This is a genomic window from Bradyrhizobium sp. ERR14, from assembly GCF_014198235.1.
Classification (GTDB): domain Bacteria; phylum Pseudomonadota; class Alphaproteobacteria; order Rhizobiales; family Xanthobacteraceae; genus Bradyrhizobium.
Genome location: NZ_JACIHD010000009.1, coordinates 268,276 through 287,036, shown reverse-complemented (window position 1 = coordinate 287,036; position 18,761 = coordinate 268,276). Strand labels below are relative to the sequence as shown.

The following is an 18,761-nucleotide window of genomic DNA, read 5'->3' as shown; positions in this document are numbered from 1 at the left end:
GAAGGCTTGCGGCTTGAGCAGACGAAACACCCGGCTGAACGTATCGTGGCTCGGGATGCCATGTTCCAGGCGAAGGAAGAGCCGCAACAACTCCTCCTTCGACTGTCCGAAGTCCGCCATGTCCGAGCACGAATCCGCCCCGCACAACGTCGCCGCCAACGCGATGAACAGTACTTCCAGCAGATCATGCCGGGCATTGTCCGCGCGCGGGTCCGGCAACCGCCGAAAGGCCTTTCTGAACTTCTGCATCCGACCCCCTCCGTCTTCCGGGAGTCGTCTTCAGAATCCGTCTTGCCTTCCAATGCAATAGCTAGACAAAACCCATATGCGATTCCCCTGCCCTTGTGGGGGAGGGTTAGGGAGAGGGGTTCCCACGGGGACACCCTCGATCAGCTCAAGAGCATCGCGCGCAAGTCTCTCGCACCTTTTCCTGGACCACCCCTCTCCCCCGCCCTCCCCCACAAGGGGGGAGGGAGCGCAGGGTCGGCTGCGGCCACAGCTTGTCTCCAAGCAACGCCCCTCAGAACTTGTACGTCACGCCCGCGCCGACCAGCCACGGATCGATATGCGCGGTGCCGGTGACCGGCAGGCCGGAGACGGTGGCGCTGTAATCCGGACGCAGCCAGAGCTTCTTGACGTCGACGTTGAGACCCCAGTGCCGGTCGATCATGTAGTCGAAGCCGAACTGCACGGCGCCGCCGAAGGCGTTGCTGACATGCAAATTGGTGGTGGTGGCGACGATCGCGGGCGGACCGGCGATTGCGGCAGGCGCATTGGCCGCGGAATTGTTGAAGAACACGGTGTAGTTCACGCCGGCGCCGACATACGGCTTGAACGCGCCGAACTGGTCGAAGTGATATTGCAGCGTCAGCGTCGGCGGCAGCAGCGTGGTCTTGCCAATCGGCAGGTTGGCGAGCGAGCCGGTGCCGCTGATCGAGTGCCGGGTCACGCCCAGGATCAGTTCGGCCGCGATGTTCCTGGTGAAGAAGTAGCTGATGTCGAGCTCGGGGACGACCTGGTCGCTGATCGAAAGGCCGGAATTCGGCGAGGACAGCGAGGGCACGCCCGCCACGTTGACGGTCGAGCCGCCGGCATCCGGCAACACGCCGAGCACGCGCAGACGCACCATCCACGGATTGAACGCCTCCACCGGCGGCGGCGCCTTCTTGTAGACCGGCAGATCGGCAGCCTGCACCGATGCAAACGTGCCCGCGAGCATCGCGCCAACCGTCGCAAGCCGCGCCAGGTTTCTTGTCGTTCTCTGCATTTCAATCCCCTTCAGCCTTCACTCGCGCGTCGTTGCGCGACATGAGCGTCAGAGCAGAAAGGGGGCGCTGAAGGATTTGACTTCGATCAATTCAGCCAGAGGCCGCCCCGATTTGGCCGCGGCGTTGCAGATCTGTCACGGAAGTCACGAATGCGGGGTGCGCGGCGCGGCAGGATAATGCCGCCCCCCTCAGGGCCGCTCGGGATGGTTCAGCATGTATTCGCCGAGGTCGCGCTGGCGGCGATCGGCACGCGCGGTGGCGGCGTTGCGCTGGACGTCGCGATCCTTGCGGCAGGCCACGTATTCCGGCGAGCCCTGCGCATAGCCCCGGCTCTGGCAGACCGCATCGTCGTCGTCGCCGCCCACCGCCACCGCATTCTGGTGGCGCGCGGAGCAGGCGGAGAGAGCAGTGGCGAGCAGCACAGCTGCAAGGAGGCGCGGCGCGGCGGCGAGTGGCATACGAGGTCCCCTGTTGGCCGGCCCTGTTTAGCGCGGAATGAGGAGATTGTAAGTCCCTGGCACGCTGTCATGCCCCGCGAAGGCGGGGCATCCAGTACGCCGCGGCGGGAATGGGGTCACAACTGCTGCTGCGGAGTACTGGATCGCCCTCCTGCGCGGGCGATGACAGCGGAAGGTGATGCGGCAGCGCTGCGTCTCACCGGCATCACCGCCAGAGCAAACCTCACACCCGCCCCTTCAGCGCCTCCCCGATCTCGTCGAGCGTCTTGGGATCCTCGATCGTCGCCGGCATGGTCCAGGACTCGCCGTCGGCGATCTTCTTGATGGTGCCGCGCAGAATCTTGCCGGAGCGCGTCTTGGGCAGGCGGCCGACGGTGATGGCGAGCTTGAAGGCCGCGACCGGGCCGAGCTTGTCGCGCACCAGCGCGACGATCTCCTTCTCGATCTCGGCGGGCGCACGCTTCACGCCGGCCTTGAGCACCAGGAAACCGCAGGGCACCTCGCCCTTGATCGCATCCTTGACGCCAAGCACGGCACATTCGGCAACATCGGGATGCGAGGCCAGGATCTCCTCCATGCCGCCGGTGGAGAGCCGATGGCCGGCGACGTTGATGATGTCGTCGGTGCGGCCCATGACGAAGACATAGCCGTCCTCATCCTTGTAACCGGCATCCGAGGTTTTGTAATAGCCGGGGAATTCGCTGAGATAAGCCTCCCTGAAGCGCGCATCCTGATTCCACAGCGTCGGCAGACACCCCGGCGGCATCGGCAGCTTGATGACGATCGAGCCCATGATGTTGGGCCCGACCGGCTTTGCCGCCTCGTCGACCACGTCGACCTGGTAGCCCGGCATCGGCACCGTCGGCGAGCCGTGCTTCACCGGCAGCATGCCGAGCCCGACCGGATTGCCGGCGATGCACCAGCCGGTCTCGGTCTGCCACCAATGGTCGATCACCGGCACCTTCAGCTGCTGCTCCGCCCATTCGACCGTCGGCGGATCGGCACGCTCGCCGGCGAGGAACAGGGTGCGGAATTTCGACAGGTCGTATTGCCGGATGAACTTTCCTTCCGGATCATCTTTCCGGATCGCGCGGAACGCGGTCGGCGCAGTGAAGAACGCGACCGCCTTGTGCTCGGCGATCACGCGCCAGAACGCGCCGGCGTCGGGCGTGCCGACCGGCTTGCCCTCATACATGATCGTCGTCGCGCCGTGCAGCAGCGGGCCGTAGACGATGTAGCTGTGGCCGACCACCCAGCCGATGTCGGAGCCGCACCACCACACCTCGCCGGGCTTGACGCCATAGAGGTTGAACATCGACCATTTCACCGCGACGAGATGGCCGCCATTGTCGCGCACGACGCCCTTCGGGATGCCCGTGGTGCCCGAGGTGTAGAGGATGTAGAGCGGATCGGTCGCGGCAACAGCCGCGCATGCGGCCTTCTTGCCGTCGTTCATCGCCTTGCGGCGCAGGCTCGCCCAATCGTAGTCCCGGCCCGGGGCCAGGTCGCAAGTGAGCTGCGGACGTTGCAGCACGATGCAGGCCTTCGGCTTGCTGCCGGCAAGCCTGATCGCCTCGTCAAGCAGCGGCTTGTACTGCACGATGCGGCCGGGCTCGATGCCGCAGCTTGCGGAGAGAATGAGTTTCGGCTGCGCATCGTCGATGCGGGTGGCAAGCTCCTTCGCGGCAAAGCCGCCGAACACCACCGAGTGCACCGCACCGATCCGCGCGCAGGCGAGCATCGCGACCACGGCCTCCGGCACCATCGGCATATAAAGGATGACGCGATCGCCCTTGGCGACGCCGAAATCCTGCATGATGGCGGCGAGCGCCTGCACCTCGTTCAGCAGTTCGGCATAGGTGAATTTGGTGACGCTGCCCGCCAACGGTGAATCGTGGATCAGCGCGACCTGGTCGGCGCGGCCGCCTTCGACATGGCGGTCGAGCGCGTTGTAGCAGGTATTGACGACGCCCCCCGTGAACCAGCGGCCATAGGTTCCCTGCGAGGGGTCGAAGATCGATTTGGGCGGCTCGATCCAGTCGATCTCCTTCGCCGCCTCGGCCCAGAAGCCTTCGGGGTCGGCCAGCGAGCGGGCATGGACCTCGTGGTAATTGCTCTTGCCCTGGATGTTCATTCCCGCGCTCCCGTTACCTTTATTGGCCTGACCTTGAACCTTGCGGCAGGACGGGTTGTCCCGCCATGACCCGGATCAAGTGCCGGCCTTGTTTGAGAGGTATTTTCCCGGGAACGGGCCGCGGTTCAAGCTGAAAAGGATGGGCCTTTTGGTGGAGACGCAATTGCTGCCGCATCGGCGCTGCGCTCCCTCTCCCGCTTGCGGGGGAGGGCTGGGGTGGGGGTGCCCCCGCGTCGGGATTGCCCGAGGCTTTAGCAGGAAGTCTCCAAGAGGAGAAAGCCCTCACCCGCCGCGCTCTTCGATCGCGGCGACCTCTCCCGCCAGCGGGAGAGGTGAGCGAGCCCGCCGCGCGACTTCGGCTTCTCCAACGCTCCTCAGCTCTCCGCCGCGTTCAGCTTCTGCAACCGGTCCTGCATGACCTTCCTCAGATCATAGCCCGGCCGGCCGAAGCTGACGTTGCGGAGGCTAAGGAAATCGCGCTGGGTCTTGCGCAGCTCGCCGGCCGAGCGCTTGCCCGCCGATTTCAGCACGCGCTCGTAGGTCTCGGCGATCTGGCGGTCGAGCACGCCCAGCTGCGGATCGGCGCAGATCACCTTCTCGACCTCGCGCCTGGCCGTCGCGCATTCGAAGGACGGACCATTGCCGGACGCCGCATTCAGCGCCCGCGGCGGCTCACCGCCGAATTTCGCGATCTCCGCGATCATGCTGCGGCGGCCGTTGGCAGCATTCTCGTTACCGGGATCGAGCTTGAGCGCCGTCTCGTAATCGGCCAGCGCCTTCTTGCGCTCGCCCATCTTCTTGTAGAGCACGGCGCGGTTGTTGTAGGTCTGCGCGAAATTCGGATCGAGCTTCAGCGCAGCGTCGTAGTCGCTGAGCGCCGCTCCGAACTCACCCTTGAACTGATAGGAATCGCCGCGGTTGGTGAAGAAGTTCGGCCGGGGCGCGAGGCGCAGCGCCTGGTCGTAATCGGCGATCGCCTTGTCGTACTCTTTCATGGCGGCATAGGTGAGCCCGCGATTGTCAAAATATTCGGGCACCTTCGGATCGAGCCTGATCGCCTCGCCGTCGTCGGCCACTGCCTTGTCGAGCTGGCCGAGCTTCTTGTATGCCGCGCCGCGGTTGGTGTAGGTGCGCGGACGGTTGGGATCGAGCCGCAGCGCCTCGCTGAGATCCTTGATCGCCTTCTCGTTGTCGCCGCCGAGATAGTAGTTCACGCCGCGGTCGGACCATGCCTGTGCATCATCCGGCTTCAGCTTGATCGCCTGGTCGTAATCGGCGAGCGCACGGTCAAGCCTGCGCTGGGTGGTGTACACGACACCGCGCAGCTCGTAAGCCTCCGCATCATGCGGATCGAGCTCGATCGCCTTGCTCAGATCCGCCGCCGCGCGGTTGAGATCGCCGCCGGCCTCGCGCAAGAGGTCGCCGCGCAGGCGCCAGGCCCTTGCATTCTTGCCGTCGATTGCGATGGCGCGGTCGATGTCCCGCAGGGCTTGCGTGAGGCCGCCCGAAGTCCGGGCATTGGCGTCGGCGCGAACCAGCAGCGCCGCGGCGCGGTCGGACGCGGGGCTTGCGCTCTGGTCGATGATGACGGTGCAGGCCGGGATCAGCTCCGCGGGAGCAGCCTTGCTGCCCATCACGCAATCGGTGCCCGCCGAGGCAGGGGCTGCAAGGACGAGGCTCATCGCCGCCCCGAGAAGAAGGGCGCGAAGCGAGGTTTTGGCAAGCGAAGGCGCTTGCGCGGAAGAATGCGTGCCGCACATGGCATAGGCTCCGTGGCGTCGGGTTCTCACCGTTGTCGCGGCAGAAAGAGGGTGGGTTCAAATCGGGCCTGTCAGGGACGCACGGGCCCGTGTACTCCCTCGCCCCGTTCTTACGGGAGAGGGTGGGGTGAGGGTGACGCTAATTCCGGCCTCTTCCCGCACGCGGGGAGAGGCGAAGAATCGTCAATGCCCGTCCACGCCATTCAGTCGCTGCAGTCGCTCCTGCATCGCCTTCTTCAGATCGTATCCTGGCCGGCCGTACCCTGCATTGCGGCGGGCGATAAACTCGTCCTGCTCGCGCTGGAGGTTCTTTGCTTCTGCCGGATTGCGCGCCTCCCGGATCACCCGGGCATTGGAGGCGAAGATCTCGCGGTCGAGATCGGCGAGCTCGCGGTTGCCGCAGATCGCCTTCTCCACCGCTCGGGCCGCACGCCTGCAATTGAAGCTGGGCTTGCCGGCGACCGCCATCTGCGCGCCGATCCGCTCCAGCTCGCGCGCCATCGCCTTGTGATTGGCCTTGGCCTTCTCGTGGTTCGGGTCGATCTTCAGCGCCGCGCCGAAATCCTGCACCGCCTTGGGCTTGTCGCCCTTCTTCAGCCAGAGCTCGCCGCGCGCATTCCAGATGTCCGCGAGCCCGGGGTCGAGCAAAAGGGCGCGGCTGTCGTCGGCGATGGCGCGATCGACCTGATCGTGCCGCGCATAGAGCGCCGCGCGCGCGATCAGTGCCTTGATCAGATCGCCCTTCGCCGTCTTCTCATTGTCGATCACGGCGGCACAGGCCGTGGCGGCCTTGTCCATGTCGTCCGCCGCGGTCGCCGCGAGGCATGAGGCGACATCGACCTGTATCACCGCAGCCGGCTCACCGCCGGTCGCAGCCCGGGCGGCATTGAGCGACAGCGCGCAAAACAATACGGCACCTGACGATTGAATGAGTTTTCGAAAACGCATGCTCGTTGCTGTCGGACGTCTGCTTTCGGTCTTGCCTTGAGCCTTGCCTTAAGTCTTGCCTTAAGTCTTGCCTCGCGGCCGTACTATCCGTCATACGGCCGGATTGGTGCTAGCTTGTGGCGCCGCGCAAACCGGCTTCGGGGATCATCGTGTCGACATTCGAATGGATCATCGCGCTTCTGCTCGGCGCCGTTGCCTTATCGGCGCTGGCGCGGCGGATCAAGGTCCCCTACCCGACCTTTCTCGCCATCGGCGGCGCGCTGATCGCCTTCGTGCCGTCCAGCCCGTCCTGGACACTGGAGCCGGACCTGGCCTTGGCGCTTTTTGTCGCACCGGTCCTGCTCGATGCCGCCTTCGACACCTCGCTGCGCGATCTGCGCAACAATTGGGTTCCGGTCTCGACCCTGGTCGTCGCCGCGGTCGGCCTGACCACGGCCGGCGTCGCCTTCGTCGCGCATCGGCTGATGCCCGATATGCCGTGGGCCGCCGCGGTCGCGCTCGGCGCCATCGTGGCACCGCCCGATGCGGCCGCTGCGGTCGCGATCCTGAGCCAGGTCAAGTTGCCCCACCGCATGGTGAAAGTCCTGGAAGGCGAAAGCCTGCTCAACGACGCGAGTGCGCTTCTGATCTACCGCATCGCGGTCGGTGCCATCGCCACCGAGCATCTGACCTGGAGCCAGGTCGCGCCGACGATGGCGCTGGCACTGGTCGGCAGCGTCGTCGCCGGCCTGCTCGCGGGCTACATCATCCCGCTGCTCCTGGAGCGGGTCAAGGAAGCACCGAGCGCGATCATCGTGCAATTCGCCACCACCTTCATGGTCTGGATCGCCGCGGAGCATCTCGGCCTGTCCGGCATTCTCACCATCGTCGTCTACGCCATCACCATGGCGCGTACGGCGGGGGCGCGCATGCCGGCACGGCTGCGGGTGCCGTCTTATGCGGTGTGGGAAACCATGGTGTTCGTGCTCAACGTGCTCGCCTTCATGCTGATCGGCATGCAGATGCGGCCGATCTGGACGCGGCTCGATGCGGACGTGCGCTGGGAATATTGCGTGGCCGCGGCCTGGATCCTGCTGACGGTGATCCTGGTGCGCCTCGCCTGGGTGACGTTCTATCGCACGACCCTGCGAGTGCTGGTCGCGCAGGGGATCTATCATCCGAACGACCCCAGGGCCGTCGCTTCGCCCAAAGGCGGTCTCATCATCTCCTGGTGCGGCATGCGCGGCCTCGTCACGCTCGCCACCGCTTTCGCCTTGCCGGAGAACTTCCCGTATCGCGACTTCATCGTCTTCATCGCCTTTGCGGTGGTGCTGGGATCGCTGGTGATCCAGGGCCTGACGCTGCGGCCGCTGATCCTGGCGTTCGGCCTCAGGGACGACGATCCCGTCGGCACCGAGGTCGCGCGCGCTCGCGCCGTCGCCTATCGCGCCGCGCTCGATGCGATCGAGAGCGATCCGTCGGAGGAGGCGGAGATCCTGCGGCTCGAATATCGCGCCATCCTGATGCAGGCCGGGAGCGATCCCAACGGCGGCATCGCCAATGGCGAGCTGCCCGCCGACCCCCTGCGCCGCCGCGCCATCGCGGCCGCGCGCAAATCGATCTTCGACCTTCGCGCCACCGAAGTGATCGGCGACGATGCCTTCCACCGGCTCGAAGAGGAGCTCGATCGCGCAGAATTGAGCGCGGGGGGATGAGGCTAGCGGAAGCTACAAACTCCAGTGTCGTCCCGGACAAGCACGCCTAGATCGAGCTTGTCCGGGACGACGACGGTTTGAACCAAACCCCACCTTCCCAGACTCATTCCTGATGACGACTCTGACCGACGACCGTCGTGTACGCGCGCGAGATGCGTCGCCTGCGCGATATTTCTATCTGCATATGGCCCTGGCCTGCGCGGCCACCGCATTTCTCGGCTTCGCACCGACCTATTGGGTTCCGCTCGCCAACCGGACGCTGTCCGCAAGCCCCGTGATTCACTTTCACGGACTCTTGTTCTTCACCTGGTCTGTCTATTTCGTGCTTCAGACCTGGCTCGCGGCCTCGGGGCGCGTGGTCAATCACCGTTCGCTCGGCATCGCCGGCGTGTCGCTCGCCACCGCGATGACGATCTTCGGCTTCCTCGCTTCCGTGCACGTGATGCAGCACTCCGCCGCGCTCGGGCAGAAAGAGGCCGGCATCGGCTTCTCGATCGTGCCGATGAGCGGGATTGCATTCTTCGCCATCGTGTTCGTGCTGGGGATCGTGAACACGCGCAGACCCGAGATTCACAAGCGCCTGATGCTGCTCGCCGCGGTCTCGATCCTCGATGCCGCGATCGCGCGCTGGTTCCTGACCTTCCTGGCGCCTCCGGGACCGCCCGGCCCGCCGCCGGTGCCGGTGACGATCGCGCCGGCCGTCGTCGCATCGCTTCTGCTCGTCGTCGCCATGGTGCGCGACTGGCGCAGCGAAGGCCGCGTGCATCCGGTCTACATCTACGGCACACTGGCCCTGCTGGCGATGAAGATCCTGAACTGGCCGATCAGCGAGAGCGCCGCGTGGCATTCGTTCGCCGGCGGAATTCTGGCACTGGCGCAGTAATCACCGCTGTCGTCCCGGACAAGCGAAGCGCAGATCCGGGACGACAGCGGAGATGGAGCTACGCCCCCGCCTTGCACGTGATCCCGCCATCGACCACGAGCTCGATCCCCGTCACATATTTCGACTCGTCGGACGCCAGGAACAGCGCGGCGTTGGCGACGTCGAAGGCATCGCCCATGTGACCCATCGGCACCTGCGCATCGCGCGCGCGCCACATCGCCTCGACATCGCCCTTGGCGTAGCTGGCGGCAAGGCCGGCGGAATGTTCGACCATCGGCGTCTTCATCAGGCCGGGCAGGATCGCGTTGACGCGGACATGGTGGCGCGCGAACTCGATCGCGGTGGTGCGCGTCATCTGGTTCATCGCCGCCTTCGAGGTGCCGTAGGTGACGTAGGAGATGCCCATGTGGCGGATCGAGGCGATCGAGGAGATGTTGATTATGGAGCCGCCGCCCTGCTTCACCATGACAGGGATGACATGCTTCATGGCGAAATAGGCGCTCTTGAGGTTGACGCTGAAGACGCGGTCCCAGCTCTCTTCGGTCACCTCGACCACGCTGCCCATCTCGGCGATGCCGACATTGTTGTCGAGCACGTCGATGCGGCCATAGGCCTTCAGGCACGCCGCCACCATCGCCTCGATCTCGGCAGACCGGGACACGTCGGCCGTGAACGCCGTCGCCTTGCCGCCTTCGCCGGTGATGATCTTCGCGGTCTCCTCCGCGGCAGCACCGTTGCGGTCGACGCAGAACACCTGCGCGCCCTCGCGCGCAAAGGTCACGGCGGTCGCCTTGCCGTTGCCCCAGCCGGGTCCGATCGAGCCGGCGCCCACCACCATCGCAACCTTGCCCTTGAGCCGATCCATCGTGTGTCTCCTTGTTGTTGTTCTTGTTGTAGCCCGGATGGAGCGTAAGCGTAATCCGGGGCCACCGTCCCGGATTGCGCTGCGCTCCATCCGGGCTACGGATCGTTGCAAATCTTCATCGTGGTGACGTTAGCACCAATGGGATGCCCGACAATCTCCGACAGCGTCTGGCATTGCCCATCATGGCACAGCCGCCATTCGCCGGCCTCGCCCGAATTGCCGAGCACGACCTCCTGCATCGGCGTCCGCTTCGGCTGCCACTGAAACCAGCCGTCGACCAGCCGCGCCTCGGGCGGTGGCTCCATGCCGGGGCCGGTGCCCTTGACGCGGGCCTGCACCAGTTCGAGACCGGCGGGAGTGACGCGCCAATCCTCCTGCCAGTCGACTTTCGCGATCGAATGCGTCCATGCAAGCGTGAACGCGGACAGCGCCAGCGCCTTCCCGCCGAAAGCCGTTGCGAAGCAGAGGCTCACGCCGCCTCGACCGTTACAGGCGGGCGCTGCCGCCATTGCCACAGCACGATCGCCGCGGCGAGCACGAAGCCGGCGGTGTCGCTGAACGCGAATTCGCCGAGCAGGCAGAATGCAGCGCCGAGTGCGACCAGGCGCTCGATCAACGTCAGCCGCGTGAACAGGAAGCCGATCGCCACCATGCCGAACAGGCCGATCGCCACCAATGCCTTCAGGCTCGCCAGCGCCACCGCGCCGTAGAAGCCGAGCCTCGCCGCCATGGGGTCGCCGGCCTGGAGCATCAGGGCTGGTGAGTAGACGAAGATGAACGGAATGACATAGCCGGCGAGCGCGATGCGCATCGCCTCCCAGCCGATCTTGTCCGGGTTCTCCTTGGCGATCGGCGCCGCCGCGAGCGCGGCGAGCGCCACCGGCGGCGAGAGGTCGGCCATGATGCCGTAGTAGAACGCGAACATGTGGCTCGCGATCAGCGGCACCCCTAGCTTGGCCAGCGCCGGCGCGGCGAGCGCGGCGGTGATGATGTAGGTCGGGATGGTCGGGATGCCGGTGCCGAGCAGGATCGACAGCAGCATGGTCATGATCAGCGCCAGGAACAGGCTCTTCTCGCCGAGACCGATCACCCAGCCGCCGAAGATGGTGCCGACGCCGGTCTGCGACATCATGCCGATGATGACGCCGACGATGGCGCAGGCCATGCCGACGGTGATCGCGGATTTGGCGCTCTCGGCCAGCGCATCGCGGCAGGCGCGCAACGCCGCAAAGCCGCCGCGCACGAAGGCGGTGATCACGATCAATCCGACCACGACGCTGGCGACCGGCACGATCTTGAGGCCGTCACGCGAGAGCGCGGCGACGACGAGCGCAAGGCCGATCCAGAAGATGGTGCGGATCACATTCGAGGAGGCGCCGGTGGTGATGGCGGTGCCGAGGATCAACGCCACCGTCAGCGCGAGGCCCATGCTGCCGGCATAGAGCGGCGTAAAACCCTCGAACAGCATGTAGACGAGCGCGGCGAGCGGCAGCACGAGGTACCAGCGCGTCACCAGCGCCCTCCAGGCGCTCGGGATCTCCGAGCGCTTCATGCCGACGAGGCCGTGCTTGCCGGCCTCCAGATGCACCATCCAGAACGCGGAAGCGAAATAGAGGATGGCGGGAATCGCCGCCGCCTTGACGATCTCGGAGTATTGCACGCCGAGCGTCTCGGCCATGATGAAGGCGACCGCGCCCATCACCGGCGGCATGATCTGCCCGCCCATCGAGGCCGTGGCCTCGACGCCGGCGGCGAAGGCGCGGCGATAGCCGAACCGGATCATCAAGGGAATCGTGAACTGGCCGACGGTCACGACATTGGCGACGCCCGAGCCGGAGATCGTGCCCATCATGCCCGAGGCGAACACCGCGACTTTCGCAGGTCCCCCGCGGGTGCGGCCGAACAGGCCGAGCGAAACGTCGGTGAACAGCTGGATCATGCCGGCGCGCTCCAGGAACGAGCCGAACAATATGAACAGGAAGATGTAGGTCGCCGACACGTAGATCGGCACGCCGTAGAAGCCTTCGGTGCCGAACGACAGATGCGTGATGATCTGGTCGAAGTCGTAGCCGCGATGGTTGAGCGGCGACGGCAGGTACTGGCCGAAGAACCAGTAGACAAGGCACGCGCCGCACATCAGCGGCAGCGCCGCGCCCATCAGGCGCCGCGTGCCTTCGAAGATCAGCACCGCCAGCACCGTGCCGACCACGAGATCAAGCCGCGTCGGATCGCCGTCGCGCGCGATCAGGTCGGCGTAGAAGATCCACTGGTAGAGCCCGCACAGGAAGCCGGCGCCGCCGATCACCCAGCCGAGCGCGCGGCCGGCATTGTTCTTCGCGGTGAAATTGGCGATCAGGCCGAAGGTGAGCAGCACGAGGAAGCCGACATGGACGCCGCGCACCACCTGGCTCGGCAGATAGTTGAAGGCGGCGACATAGAGCTGGAAGGTGGCGAAAGCGATGCCGATCCAGTAGGCGAGTTGTCCCCACCAGCGAGGGCCAAAGCCCTCCGGAAAACCGTGCTCGAAATTGTCGAACTCGACCTTGATGGGGGCCGCTTCGGTGCCCTCTGCCTTTTCCAGCATCTAATTCGTCCTCAGCCGTCCAGCACTTATTAGCGTGGCACGGTGCACCCGCGCCGTCATGCCCGGGCTTGTCCCGGGCATCCATGATCTTTCTCGCCTGCCCTTAGAACGTGGATGGCCGGGACAAGCCCGGCCATGACGCCGCTGCGAGAGCCGACCTTACTTGATCAGCTCTTTTTCCTTGTAGTAGCGGATCGCGCCGGGATGCAGCGGGACCGGGCTGCCATTGGCGGCGGTCTCGAGCTTGATCTCCTTGCCCGCGGCATGGGCATTCTGCAATTCCGGCAGCGACTCGTAGATCAGCTTGGTCATCTGGTAGGCGAGATCGTCCGATACGGCCGAGCTGGTGACGAGGTAGTTCACGACGGCAGCGGTCGGAACGTCCTTGTCCTGGCCGGTATAGGTATTGGCCGGAATGATCGCGGAGACGAAGGGCGGGCCGATCTTGTCGACGGTTTCCTTCGGCACCGAAACCACCGTGATGGGGCTCGAGGTCGACAGATCCTTCAGCGAGGCGACGCCGAGGCCGGCCGATTGCAGCGTGGCGTTGAGCTGGCGGTTCTTCATGAGGTCGACGGATTCGGCGAACGGCAGATATTCGACCTTGCCGAGATCCTTGTAGCTCATGCCGGCGGCGGCCAGGATCGCACGCGAATTCAGCTCGGTGCCCGACTTAGGCGCACCGACAGAGAGGCTCTTGCCCTTGAGGTCGGCCAGCGTCTTGATGCCGGACTCGGTGGTCGCGACGATCTGGATGTAGTTCGGATAGATCGCGCCGATGGTCCTGAGCTTGTCGAGCTTGGTCTTGAAGCCCGCCTCTTCCTCGCCGTCCCAGGCGGCCTTGAGCGAATCGCCGAGCGTGAACGCCAGCTCGCCGCGGCCCTGCTGCAGCAGGATCAAATTCTCGACCGACGCCTTGGTGGCCTGCACCTGCGTCTTCACGTTCGGAATCTTGTCGCCGTAGATCTTCCCGATCGCGACCCCGAGCGGATAATAGACGCCGGAGGTGCCGCCGGTCAGCACGTTGATGAAGGATTGCGCCTGCGCGCAAGGTGCCGACGCCGCCAGAGCAAGAGCCGCGGCCGCGCCGAAAATGGTCCGTTTCATGGTTGTTGTTCTCCCCAAACCGGCGGCGAAATTGGCCGGATGAGGGATGCGGGTCAACCCATCCAAAAGACAAAACAGGACTGCGGTAAACGGCCGATCCGGCTGGGTTTTTGGGAACCTGTGGGTGCGGCGAGGTGGCGCAGCCGTAGTCCGGAGCGGCGCCATCGCCATCGACGTTTCACTGGAACGTCATGTCCAAGCACTTGGAGATGTCGGAACCGAGGCCGGAGGAGATGATGATGCAGCCGCGCACCTTCTGCGCGCTGACATCGGCCGCCCACACCGAATAGCCGCCGGGGCCGAAGAACGAGTTGGTGTTCGGCGGCTCGGTCTCGGTCGCGTCGAAATCATACTTGCCGTCGGTCTCGAAGATGCGCGGCTTCTTGATGCAGCCGCCGTCGGTCTGGACGTTGATGACTTCCTTGTTGTCGCGGGTCAGCGCCAGCGAGACCTGGCAGCGGAAATATTCCGAGGTCTTGGTGTTGAACAGATAGGTGTAGGACTTGCAGGTCGCCGTGTTCAGCTTGCCCGGGGCAAGGCCGCGGCTGCACGAAATGCGCTGGTTGTGGCTGAGCTGGTAATCATCGGCCCGGGCGGCCGGCGCCAACGCCGTCAACGACAATACAGCAGCCCAGCAAAGTTTAATCACATGGCGCATCCGAATCATCCCCACCAATAATTTTGTCGAGTTGCGTTCTAGACGGAAAGCGGAACATAGTCGCGAGGGGACGAAGGGAAAATCACAAACTGCTGGGCAAGACGTAATGCGCTGCGGCGCTTTCGCAAATTGACCCGGATACGCCGTTCGTGATTTGTTCAAGCCGGGTACCCCAGCGACGGGGAGGATGGATGATGGCATTTTCAACCAAGACATTTGCACTTGTTTCGGCTGCACTCGTAACGGTGCTCGGCGCATTCGCCGCGCCCGGATGCGCACAAACCCCGGCAACGCCGTGGGAGCTCAAGCCCGACACCGGCTACGCCTATGACAGGGAAGGCAAGACCTTTTCCTACAAGATGGGCACCAGCAACGCCGGCGAACTCTTGAAGGGCGCCAAGAAAGTCCCGAAGGGCACGCTGTTCTTCATCGGCCATAACGGCCAGCTCTACATGCGCAGCGGCCCCTATCTGGAAGGCGACGGCAAGTTCAAGTTCGGCCCGGATCAGTAGGAGCGGCGGGCGACGGTGCCGTAGGGTGGGCAAAGGCGCGTAGCGCCGTGCCCACCATCTCTCCCTATCGCAAAAGGTGCGTGGGCACGCTTGCGCCGCCGCTCTTCGAGCTATGGCGGACAAGTCGCTTTGCCCACCCTGCGGCAGCTCGCCAGCTCCCTAAAACGCGCCCGCCAATTCCCTTGCGCCGGGTTTGCTGCTGTTCGAATCCATCCGATCGTCCGTCACCGCCAGCAGCTTGGCCACCGTGTTGTGGCGGATCGCGACCGGGTTGCGCTCGTAGCCGCCGCGCTGGAAGAAGTTCGAGGTCGGCACCTGCTCGCGCATCGCCTGCGGCATCGTCACCATGTCGAGGCCGGTGCCGTCGCCGGTGAGGTTCATCATCTCGAGCTCGGCCGCGGTCAGCGGACGGGTGTAGCCCTTGGCGCGGGCGAACAGCACCGAGGTCAGCAGCTTGTGGGTCTGCAGCATCGGACCGACGTCGATGTCGAGCACCATCGCGTGCATGGCCCAGCCCTGCGCGGTGTTGCCGATCTTCTCGTGCTCCGACCAGGTGTCGGGCACCGACTTTGCATGCGCCACCATTTTCTTCAGCACGACAAGCTTGTGCTCGAGCGACTGGCGCGCCGGTCCCGACGTGCGCGCCACCTTCTCGGAGAGCGCGCGAATGAGTTCGTGGCCCTGCTCGGCGAGCAGCTCGACGCTGTTGGTGGTCAGGAGCTGGTTGTAGCCCATCGCGGTCGAGATCGCGCGCTTGCCGCCATGCTCGATTCCCGCCTGCACGTCGTGGCTGCCGGTGCCGCCGGTCTCGAACGAATAGACCCGCACGGCCTGCTCGCGCGTCAGCCCGGAAGCGAGCGCATAGCGCGCATAGGCGCGCTTGAATTCGATCTCGCTCGCCGGGCGCTGCGGCGTGAACTGGTAGAGCTCCTGCGCCGCGCGCAGGAAATCGGCAACCACGGGAATCGGTTTTCTGGGAGGGCGGTCCGGCGTTTCCTCCGGCTCCGGATTCACCGGCTTCTTCGGCCCGTTATAGAGCGGCGGATGCTCCAGCACGTAGTCGTCGAGCGTCACCTGCTGCCCGCTGCGCCGCTTGGCATTGCGGCCTTTCCGCTTCTCGGAGATCTGGCTCCAATAGGCGCCGGCCTCGGCGTCGAAGGCCGCGCGCGCCGCCTGATATTCTGCGAGCTTGCGGCGATATTCGAGCACCGCCGGGGAGGCGCCGCCTTGCGCGAAGAATTGCGACAGCAACTGGGCGTTGGCATCGCGGACGGCAGGCGGCAGCGCGTCGATCTCGCCGCCACGCGCGGCGGGCGCGAGCAGGACGAGTGCGAGTGGAACCAGCGCAAGGCAATTTCGAGAGAGGCTGTTTCGAATCGAATGATGCATGCTGCCCTCTTAGCAGGCATCCGGTAACCGTCACGTTAACGCGCCGTTTACCATCGTCACTTCCAGGCGAACACCGGTTGTTCCAGCTCCGCCACGCGGGTATGCCGGCCCGCAAGCACCTCGCGGAACTGGTAGATCAGGGCCGCGGTCGGCGCGTGGATCAGGCTTTCCTGATGATGGAAACGGATCACGCGACGCGCGCTTTCGGGGATGGCGACGAAATCGAAGGCGTCGTCGCGCTCGATGGTGTCGAGCGCAATGCGATGGACCGAAGCCACCTCGTCGGGGTTCGGCCTGATTGCGGCACTGTCGGCGGCCCAGACCACGACGGGCGTGATCAGATAGCCGGAGCGGGTCGGGTAATCGTCGAGCGTACCGAGCACCTGCGCGCCGGTGAGGCGAAGGCCAAGCTCCTCGTCGAGCTCGCGCAGCGCCGCCTCGACCGGCGTCTCGCCGGCATCGCAGCGGCCGCCCGGCAGCGCCCATTGGCCGCGATGGGCGCGCAGATGCGATGCGCGCAGCGTGAGCAGGAATGCGGTGTCATCGCCCTCGCTCGCGGTCAGCACAACTGACACCGCGGCACGCTTCAGCGTCGTCGGCACTTCACCCGCCGGCAGCCGCATGAAGGCCGCGCAGGCATTCGCGATATTCCGCCGTGTGGCATCATCGAACGGTCTCATGATGCTTGACTACACCACGTCCGGCCCCGATGAAACGAGATCGCAAGGCCCGCACCGGAATGGACGACGACATGACCAACAAGGCCGCCGCAAGGCTCAAATCAGACGGCTGGAGCATCCTGGAGACCACGGGCTTCCTGCATCTGATCGGCCCCTTGTGGGAGCGCAAGGTCGACGGCCACTACGAGTTCGCGCTTGCCACCGAAGACAAGCACCACAACCGCCGCGGCATGGTCCAGGGCGGCGTGATGATGACCTTTGCCGACCGCACCTGCGGCATGACCGCCCGCTATGTCTCAGGCAAGGAGTTCATGGCGACGGTGCAGCTCGACACCCACTTCGTCGAGGCCGGCCAGATCGGCGACATCCTGATCTCCCGCCCGCGGGTCGTGCGCTCGACGCGCAGCCTGATCTTCATGAGCACGGAAGTGACGGTGGATGGTCGCTGCATCGTGATGGCGAATGGCGTGTTCAAAATCTTGAAGGGGCCGGGGTAGCGCGCCGTCGGGCTGCCCCGCAGCCCTCCACACACTCCGCCGTCGTCGCCCGGCTTGACCGGGCGACCCAGTGCGCCGCAGCCTCTCGGCTCAACCATAGCCGTCTCTGGAATGCTGGATCGCCCGATCAAGTCGGGCGATGACACCGAGTATGATGCGCGAGCGCACCCGCACCGTCATTGCGAGGGGCTCTTGCGACGAAGCAATCCAGCATCTATCCGCGGACGCATCTCTGGATTGCTTCGCTGCGCTCGCAATGACGACTGTAGCTGGCTATGCTGATCTCCATAAAGATATCGAGGACCCGCCCATGCAATACCGTCAGCTCGGCCGCAGCGGCCTGAAAGTGTCGCCGATCTGTCTGGGCACCATGATGTTCGGTGGCCCCACCGATGAAGCCACGTCAAAGCGGATCGTCGACAAAGCGCATGGCGCCGGCATCAACTTCATCGACACCGCCGACGCTTACTCGAAGGGCGGCTCCGAGGAGGTCGTCGGCCGTGCGATCGCGGGCAACCGTCACGCCTGGGTGCTCGCCACCAAACTCGCCAACCCCATGGGCGACGATCCCAATCGCGGCGGCCTGTCACGGCGCTGGGTGCTGCAGGCCGCCGACGAAAGCTTAGCGCGGCTCGGCACCGACCACATCGACATCTACTATCTGCACAAGGAAGACCATTCGACACCGCTGGAGGAGACGGTGCGCGCGATGGGCGATTTGATCCGCGCCGGCAAGGTGCGCTATTTCGGCGTCTCGAACTACCGCGCCTGGCGCGTTGCCGAGATCTGCAACATCTGCGACCGGCTCGGCATCGACCGTCCCGTGGTGAGCCAGCCCTATTACAATGCGATGAACCGCATGCCCGAGGTCGAGCACTTTCCGGCCTGCTCCTATTACGGTCTCGGCATCGTGCCCTACAGCCCGCTGGCGCGCGGCGTGCTCACCGGCAAATACAAGCCGGATGCCGCGCCCGACAAGGAGACGCGCGCGGGCCGCAACGACACCCGCATGATGCAGACCGAATGGCGGCCGGAATCGCTCCAGCTTGCGCAGGAGATCAAGACTCACGCCGAGAAAAAGGGCATCACCGCCGGCCAGTTCGCGGTTGCCTGGGTGCTCAACTCCGCCTTCGTCTCCTCGATCGTCGCAGGTCCCCGCACCGAGGAGCAATGGGACGGCTACATCAGCGCGCTCGACTACCGCTTCACTGGGGATGACGAGGCGCTGATCGACCGGCTGGTCGTGCCGGGCCACCCCTCGACGCCGGGCTACAACGATCCCGCCTACCCGATCGAAGGCCGCCGCGCGCGGACGGCGTGAAAC

At 65.2% G+C, this 18,761-nt stretch carries 18 protein-coding genes; 5 read left to right on the top strand and 13 right to left on the bottom strand.

Features of this window, described 5'->3' with window-relative positions; genetic code table 11:
* The 6 genes from GGD62_RS25325 to GGD62_RS25300 all read right to left on the bottom strand — a co-directional run.
* Positions 1–249 (bottom strand): transposase family protein (locus tag GGD62_RS25325; protein ID WP_183710778.1); only part of this gene is annotated, 249 nt, incomplete at its 3' end.
* 271 nt (positions 250–520) lie between these two features.
* Positions 521–1,267, bottom strand: a complete 747-nt coding sequence (locus tag GGD62_RS25320) for an OmpW family protein (protein ID WP_183710776.1) — start codon at positions 1,265–1,267, stop codon at positions 521–523.
* 189 nt (positions 1,268–1,456) lie between these two features.
* Positions 1,457–1,726 carry a hypothetical protein gene (locus tag GGD62_RS25315; protein ID WP_179738413.1) on the bottom strand — a complete coding sequence of 90 codons (270 nt, stop codon included), beginning with the start codon at positions 1,724–1,726 and terminating at the stop codon, positions 1,457–1,459.
* Positions 1,727–1,949: 223 nt separating this feature from the next.
* Positions 1,950–3,860, bottom strand: a complete 1,911-nt coding sequence (locus GGD62_RS25310) for a propionyl-CoA synthetase (RefSeq protein WP_183710774.1) — start codon at positions 3,858–3,860, stop codon at positions 1,950–1,952.
* 374 nt (positions 3,861–4,234) lie between these two features.
* Positions 4,235–5,620, bottom strand: coding sequence for a tetratricopeptide repeat protein (locus tag GGD62_RS25305; RefSeq protein WP_183235531.1), 1,386 nt, complete (start codon positions 5,618–5,620; stop codon positions 4,235–4,237).
* Positions 5,621–5,803: 183 nt separating this feature from the next.
* The gene (locus tag GGD62_RS25300; protein ID WP_183259235.1) at positions 5,804–6,568 is read right to left on the bottom strand and encodes a tetratricopeptide repeat protein; all 765 of its coding nucleotides are present in this window, start codon (positions 6,566–6,568) and stop codon (positions 5,804–5,806) included.
* 149 nt (positions 6,569–6,717) lie between these two features.
* Between GGD62_RS25300 and GGD62_RS25295 the strand changes: the two genes are divergently transcribed.
* Positions 6,718–8,262: a sodium:proton antiporter gene (locus GGD62_RS25295; protein ID WP_312014180.1), complete on the top strand. Its 1,545-nt coding sequence runs from the start codon at positions 6,718–6,720 to the stop codon at positions 8,260–8,262.
* A gap of 112 nt (positions 8,263–8,374) precedes the next feature.
* Positions 8,375–9,145: a hypothetical protein gene (locus GGD62_RS25290; RefSeq protein WP_183710771.1), complete on the top strand. Its 771-nt coding sequence runs from the start codon at positions 8,375–8,377 to the stop codon at positions 9,143–9,145.
* Positions 9,146–9,203: 58 nt separating this feature from the next.
* Here GGD62_RS25290 and GGD62_RS25285 read toward each other — a convergent pair whose 3' ends face one another.
* The 5 genes from GGD62_RS25285 to GGD62_RS25265 form a co-directional block, all read right to left on the bottom strand.
* The gene (locus GGD62_RS25285; protein WP_104464937.1) at positions 9,204–10,010 is read right to left on the bottom strand and encodes an SDR family NAD(P)-dependent oxidoreductase; all 807 of its coding nucleotides are present in this window, start codon (positions 10,008–10,010) and stop codon (positions 9,204–9,206) included.
* Between the two features lie 95 nt (positions 10,011–10,105).
* Positions 10,106–10,519: a DUF1850 domain-containing protein gene (locus GGD62_RS25280; protein ID WP_183710769.1), complete on the bottom strand. Its 414-nt coding sequence runs from the start codon at positions 10,517–10,519 to the stop codon at positions 10,106–10,108.
* Entirely contained in the window at positions 10,480–12,594 is a 2,115-nt protein-coding gene (locus tag GGD62_RS25275; RefSeq protein ID WP_183710767.1) for a TRAP transporter permease, read from the bottom strand. The genes GGD62_RS25280 and GGD62_RS25275 overlap by 40 nt, the downstream gene beginning before the upstream one ends.
* A gap of 159 nt (positions 12,595–12,753) precedes the next feature.
* Positions 12,754–13,701: a TAXI family TRAP transporter solute-binding subunit gene (locus tag GGD62_RS25270; protein ID WP_183710765.1), complete on the bottom strand. Its 948-nt coding sequence runs from the start codon at positions 13,699–13,701 to the stop codon at positions 12,754–12,756.
* A 178-nt stretch (positions 13,702–13,879) separates the two neighbouring features.
* Positions 13,880–14,359 (bottom strand): hypothetical protein, encoded by a 480-nt coding sequence (locus GGD62_RS25265; RefSeq protein WP_177237020.1) that lies wholly within the window; start codon positions 14,357–14,359, stop codon positions 13,880–13,882.
* A 194-nt stretch (positions 14,360–14,553) separates the two neighbouring features.
* Between GGD62_RS25265 and GGD62_RS25260 the strand changes: the two genes are divergently transcribed.
* A complete protein-coding gene (locus tag GGD62_RS25260; RefSeq protein WP_183710798.1) occupies positions 14,554–14,871 on the top strand; it encodes a hypothetical protein in 318 nt (105 codons plus the stop codon).
* 159 nt (positions 14,872–15,030) lie between these two features.
* Here GGD62_RS25260 and GGD62_RS25255 read toward each other — a convergent pair whose 3' ends face one another.
* Entirely contained in the window at positions 15,031–16,260 is a 1,230-nt protein-coding gene (locus GGD62_RS25255; protein ID WP_018321297.1) for a hypothetical protein, read from the bottom strand.
* Positions 16,261–16,316: 56 nt separating this feature from the next.
* Positions 16,317–16,943: an NUDIX hydrolase gene (locus GGD62_RS25250; protein WP_409333965.1), complete on the bottom strand. Its 627-nt coding sequence runs from the start codon at positions 16,941–16,943 to the stop codon at positions 16,317–16,319.
* A gap of 68 nt (positions 16,944–17,011) precedes the next feature.
* Here GGD62_RS25250 and GGD62_RS25245 point away from each other — a divergent pair, with 68 nt between their 5' ends.
* Positions 17,012–17,437 (top strand): PaaI family thioesterase, encoded by a 426-nt coding sequence (locus GGD62_RS25245; protein ID WP_063986737.1) that lies wholly within the window; start codon positions 17,012–17,014, stop codon positions 17,435–17,437.
* Positions 17,438–17,747: 310 nt separating this feature from the next.
* On the top strand, positions 17,748–18,758 hold the full coding sequence (locus tag GGD62_RS25240; RefSeq protein ID WP_183710763.1) for an aldo/keto reductase: 1,011 nt from the start codon (positions 17,748–17,750) through the stop codon (positions 18,756–18,758).
* The last annotated feature ends 3 nt before the right edge of the window (positions 18,759–18,761 follow it).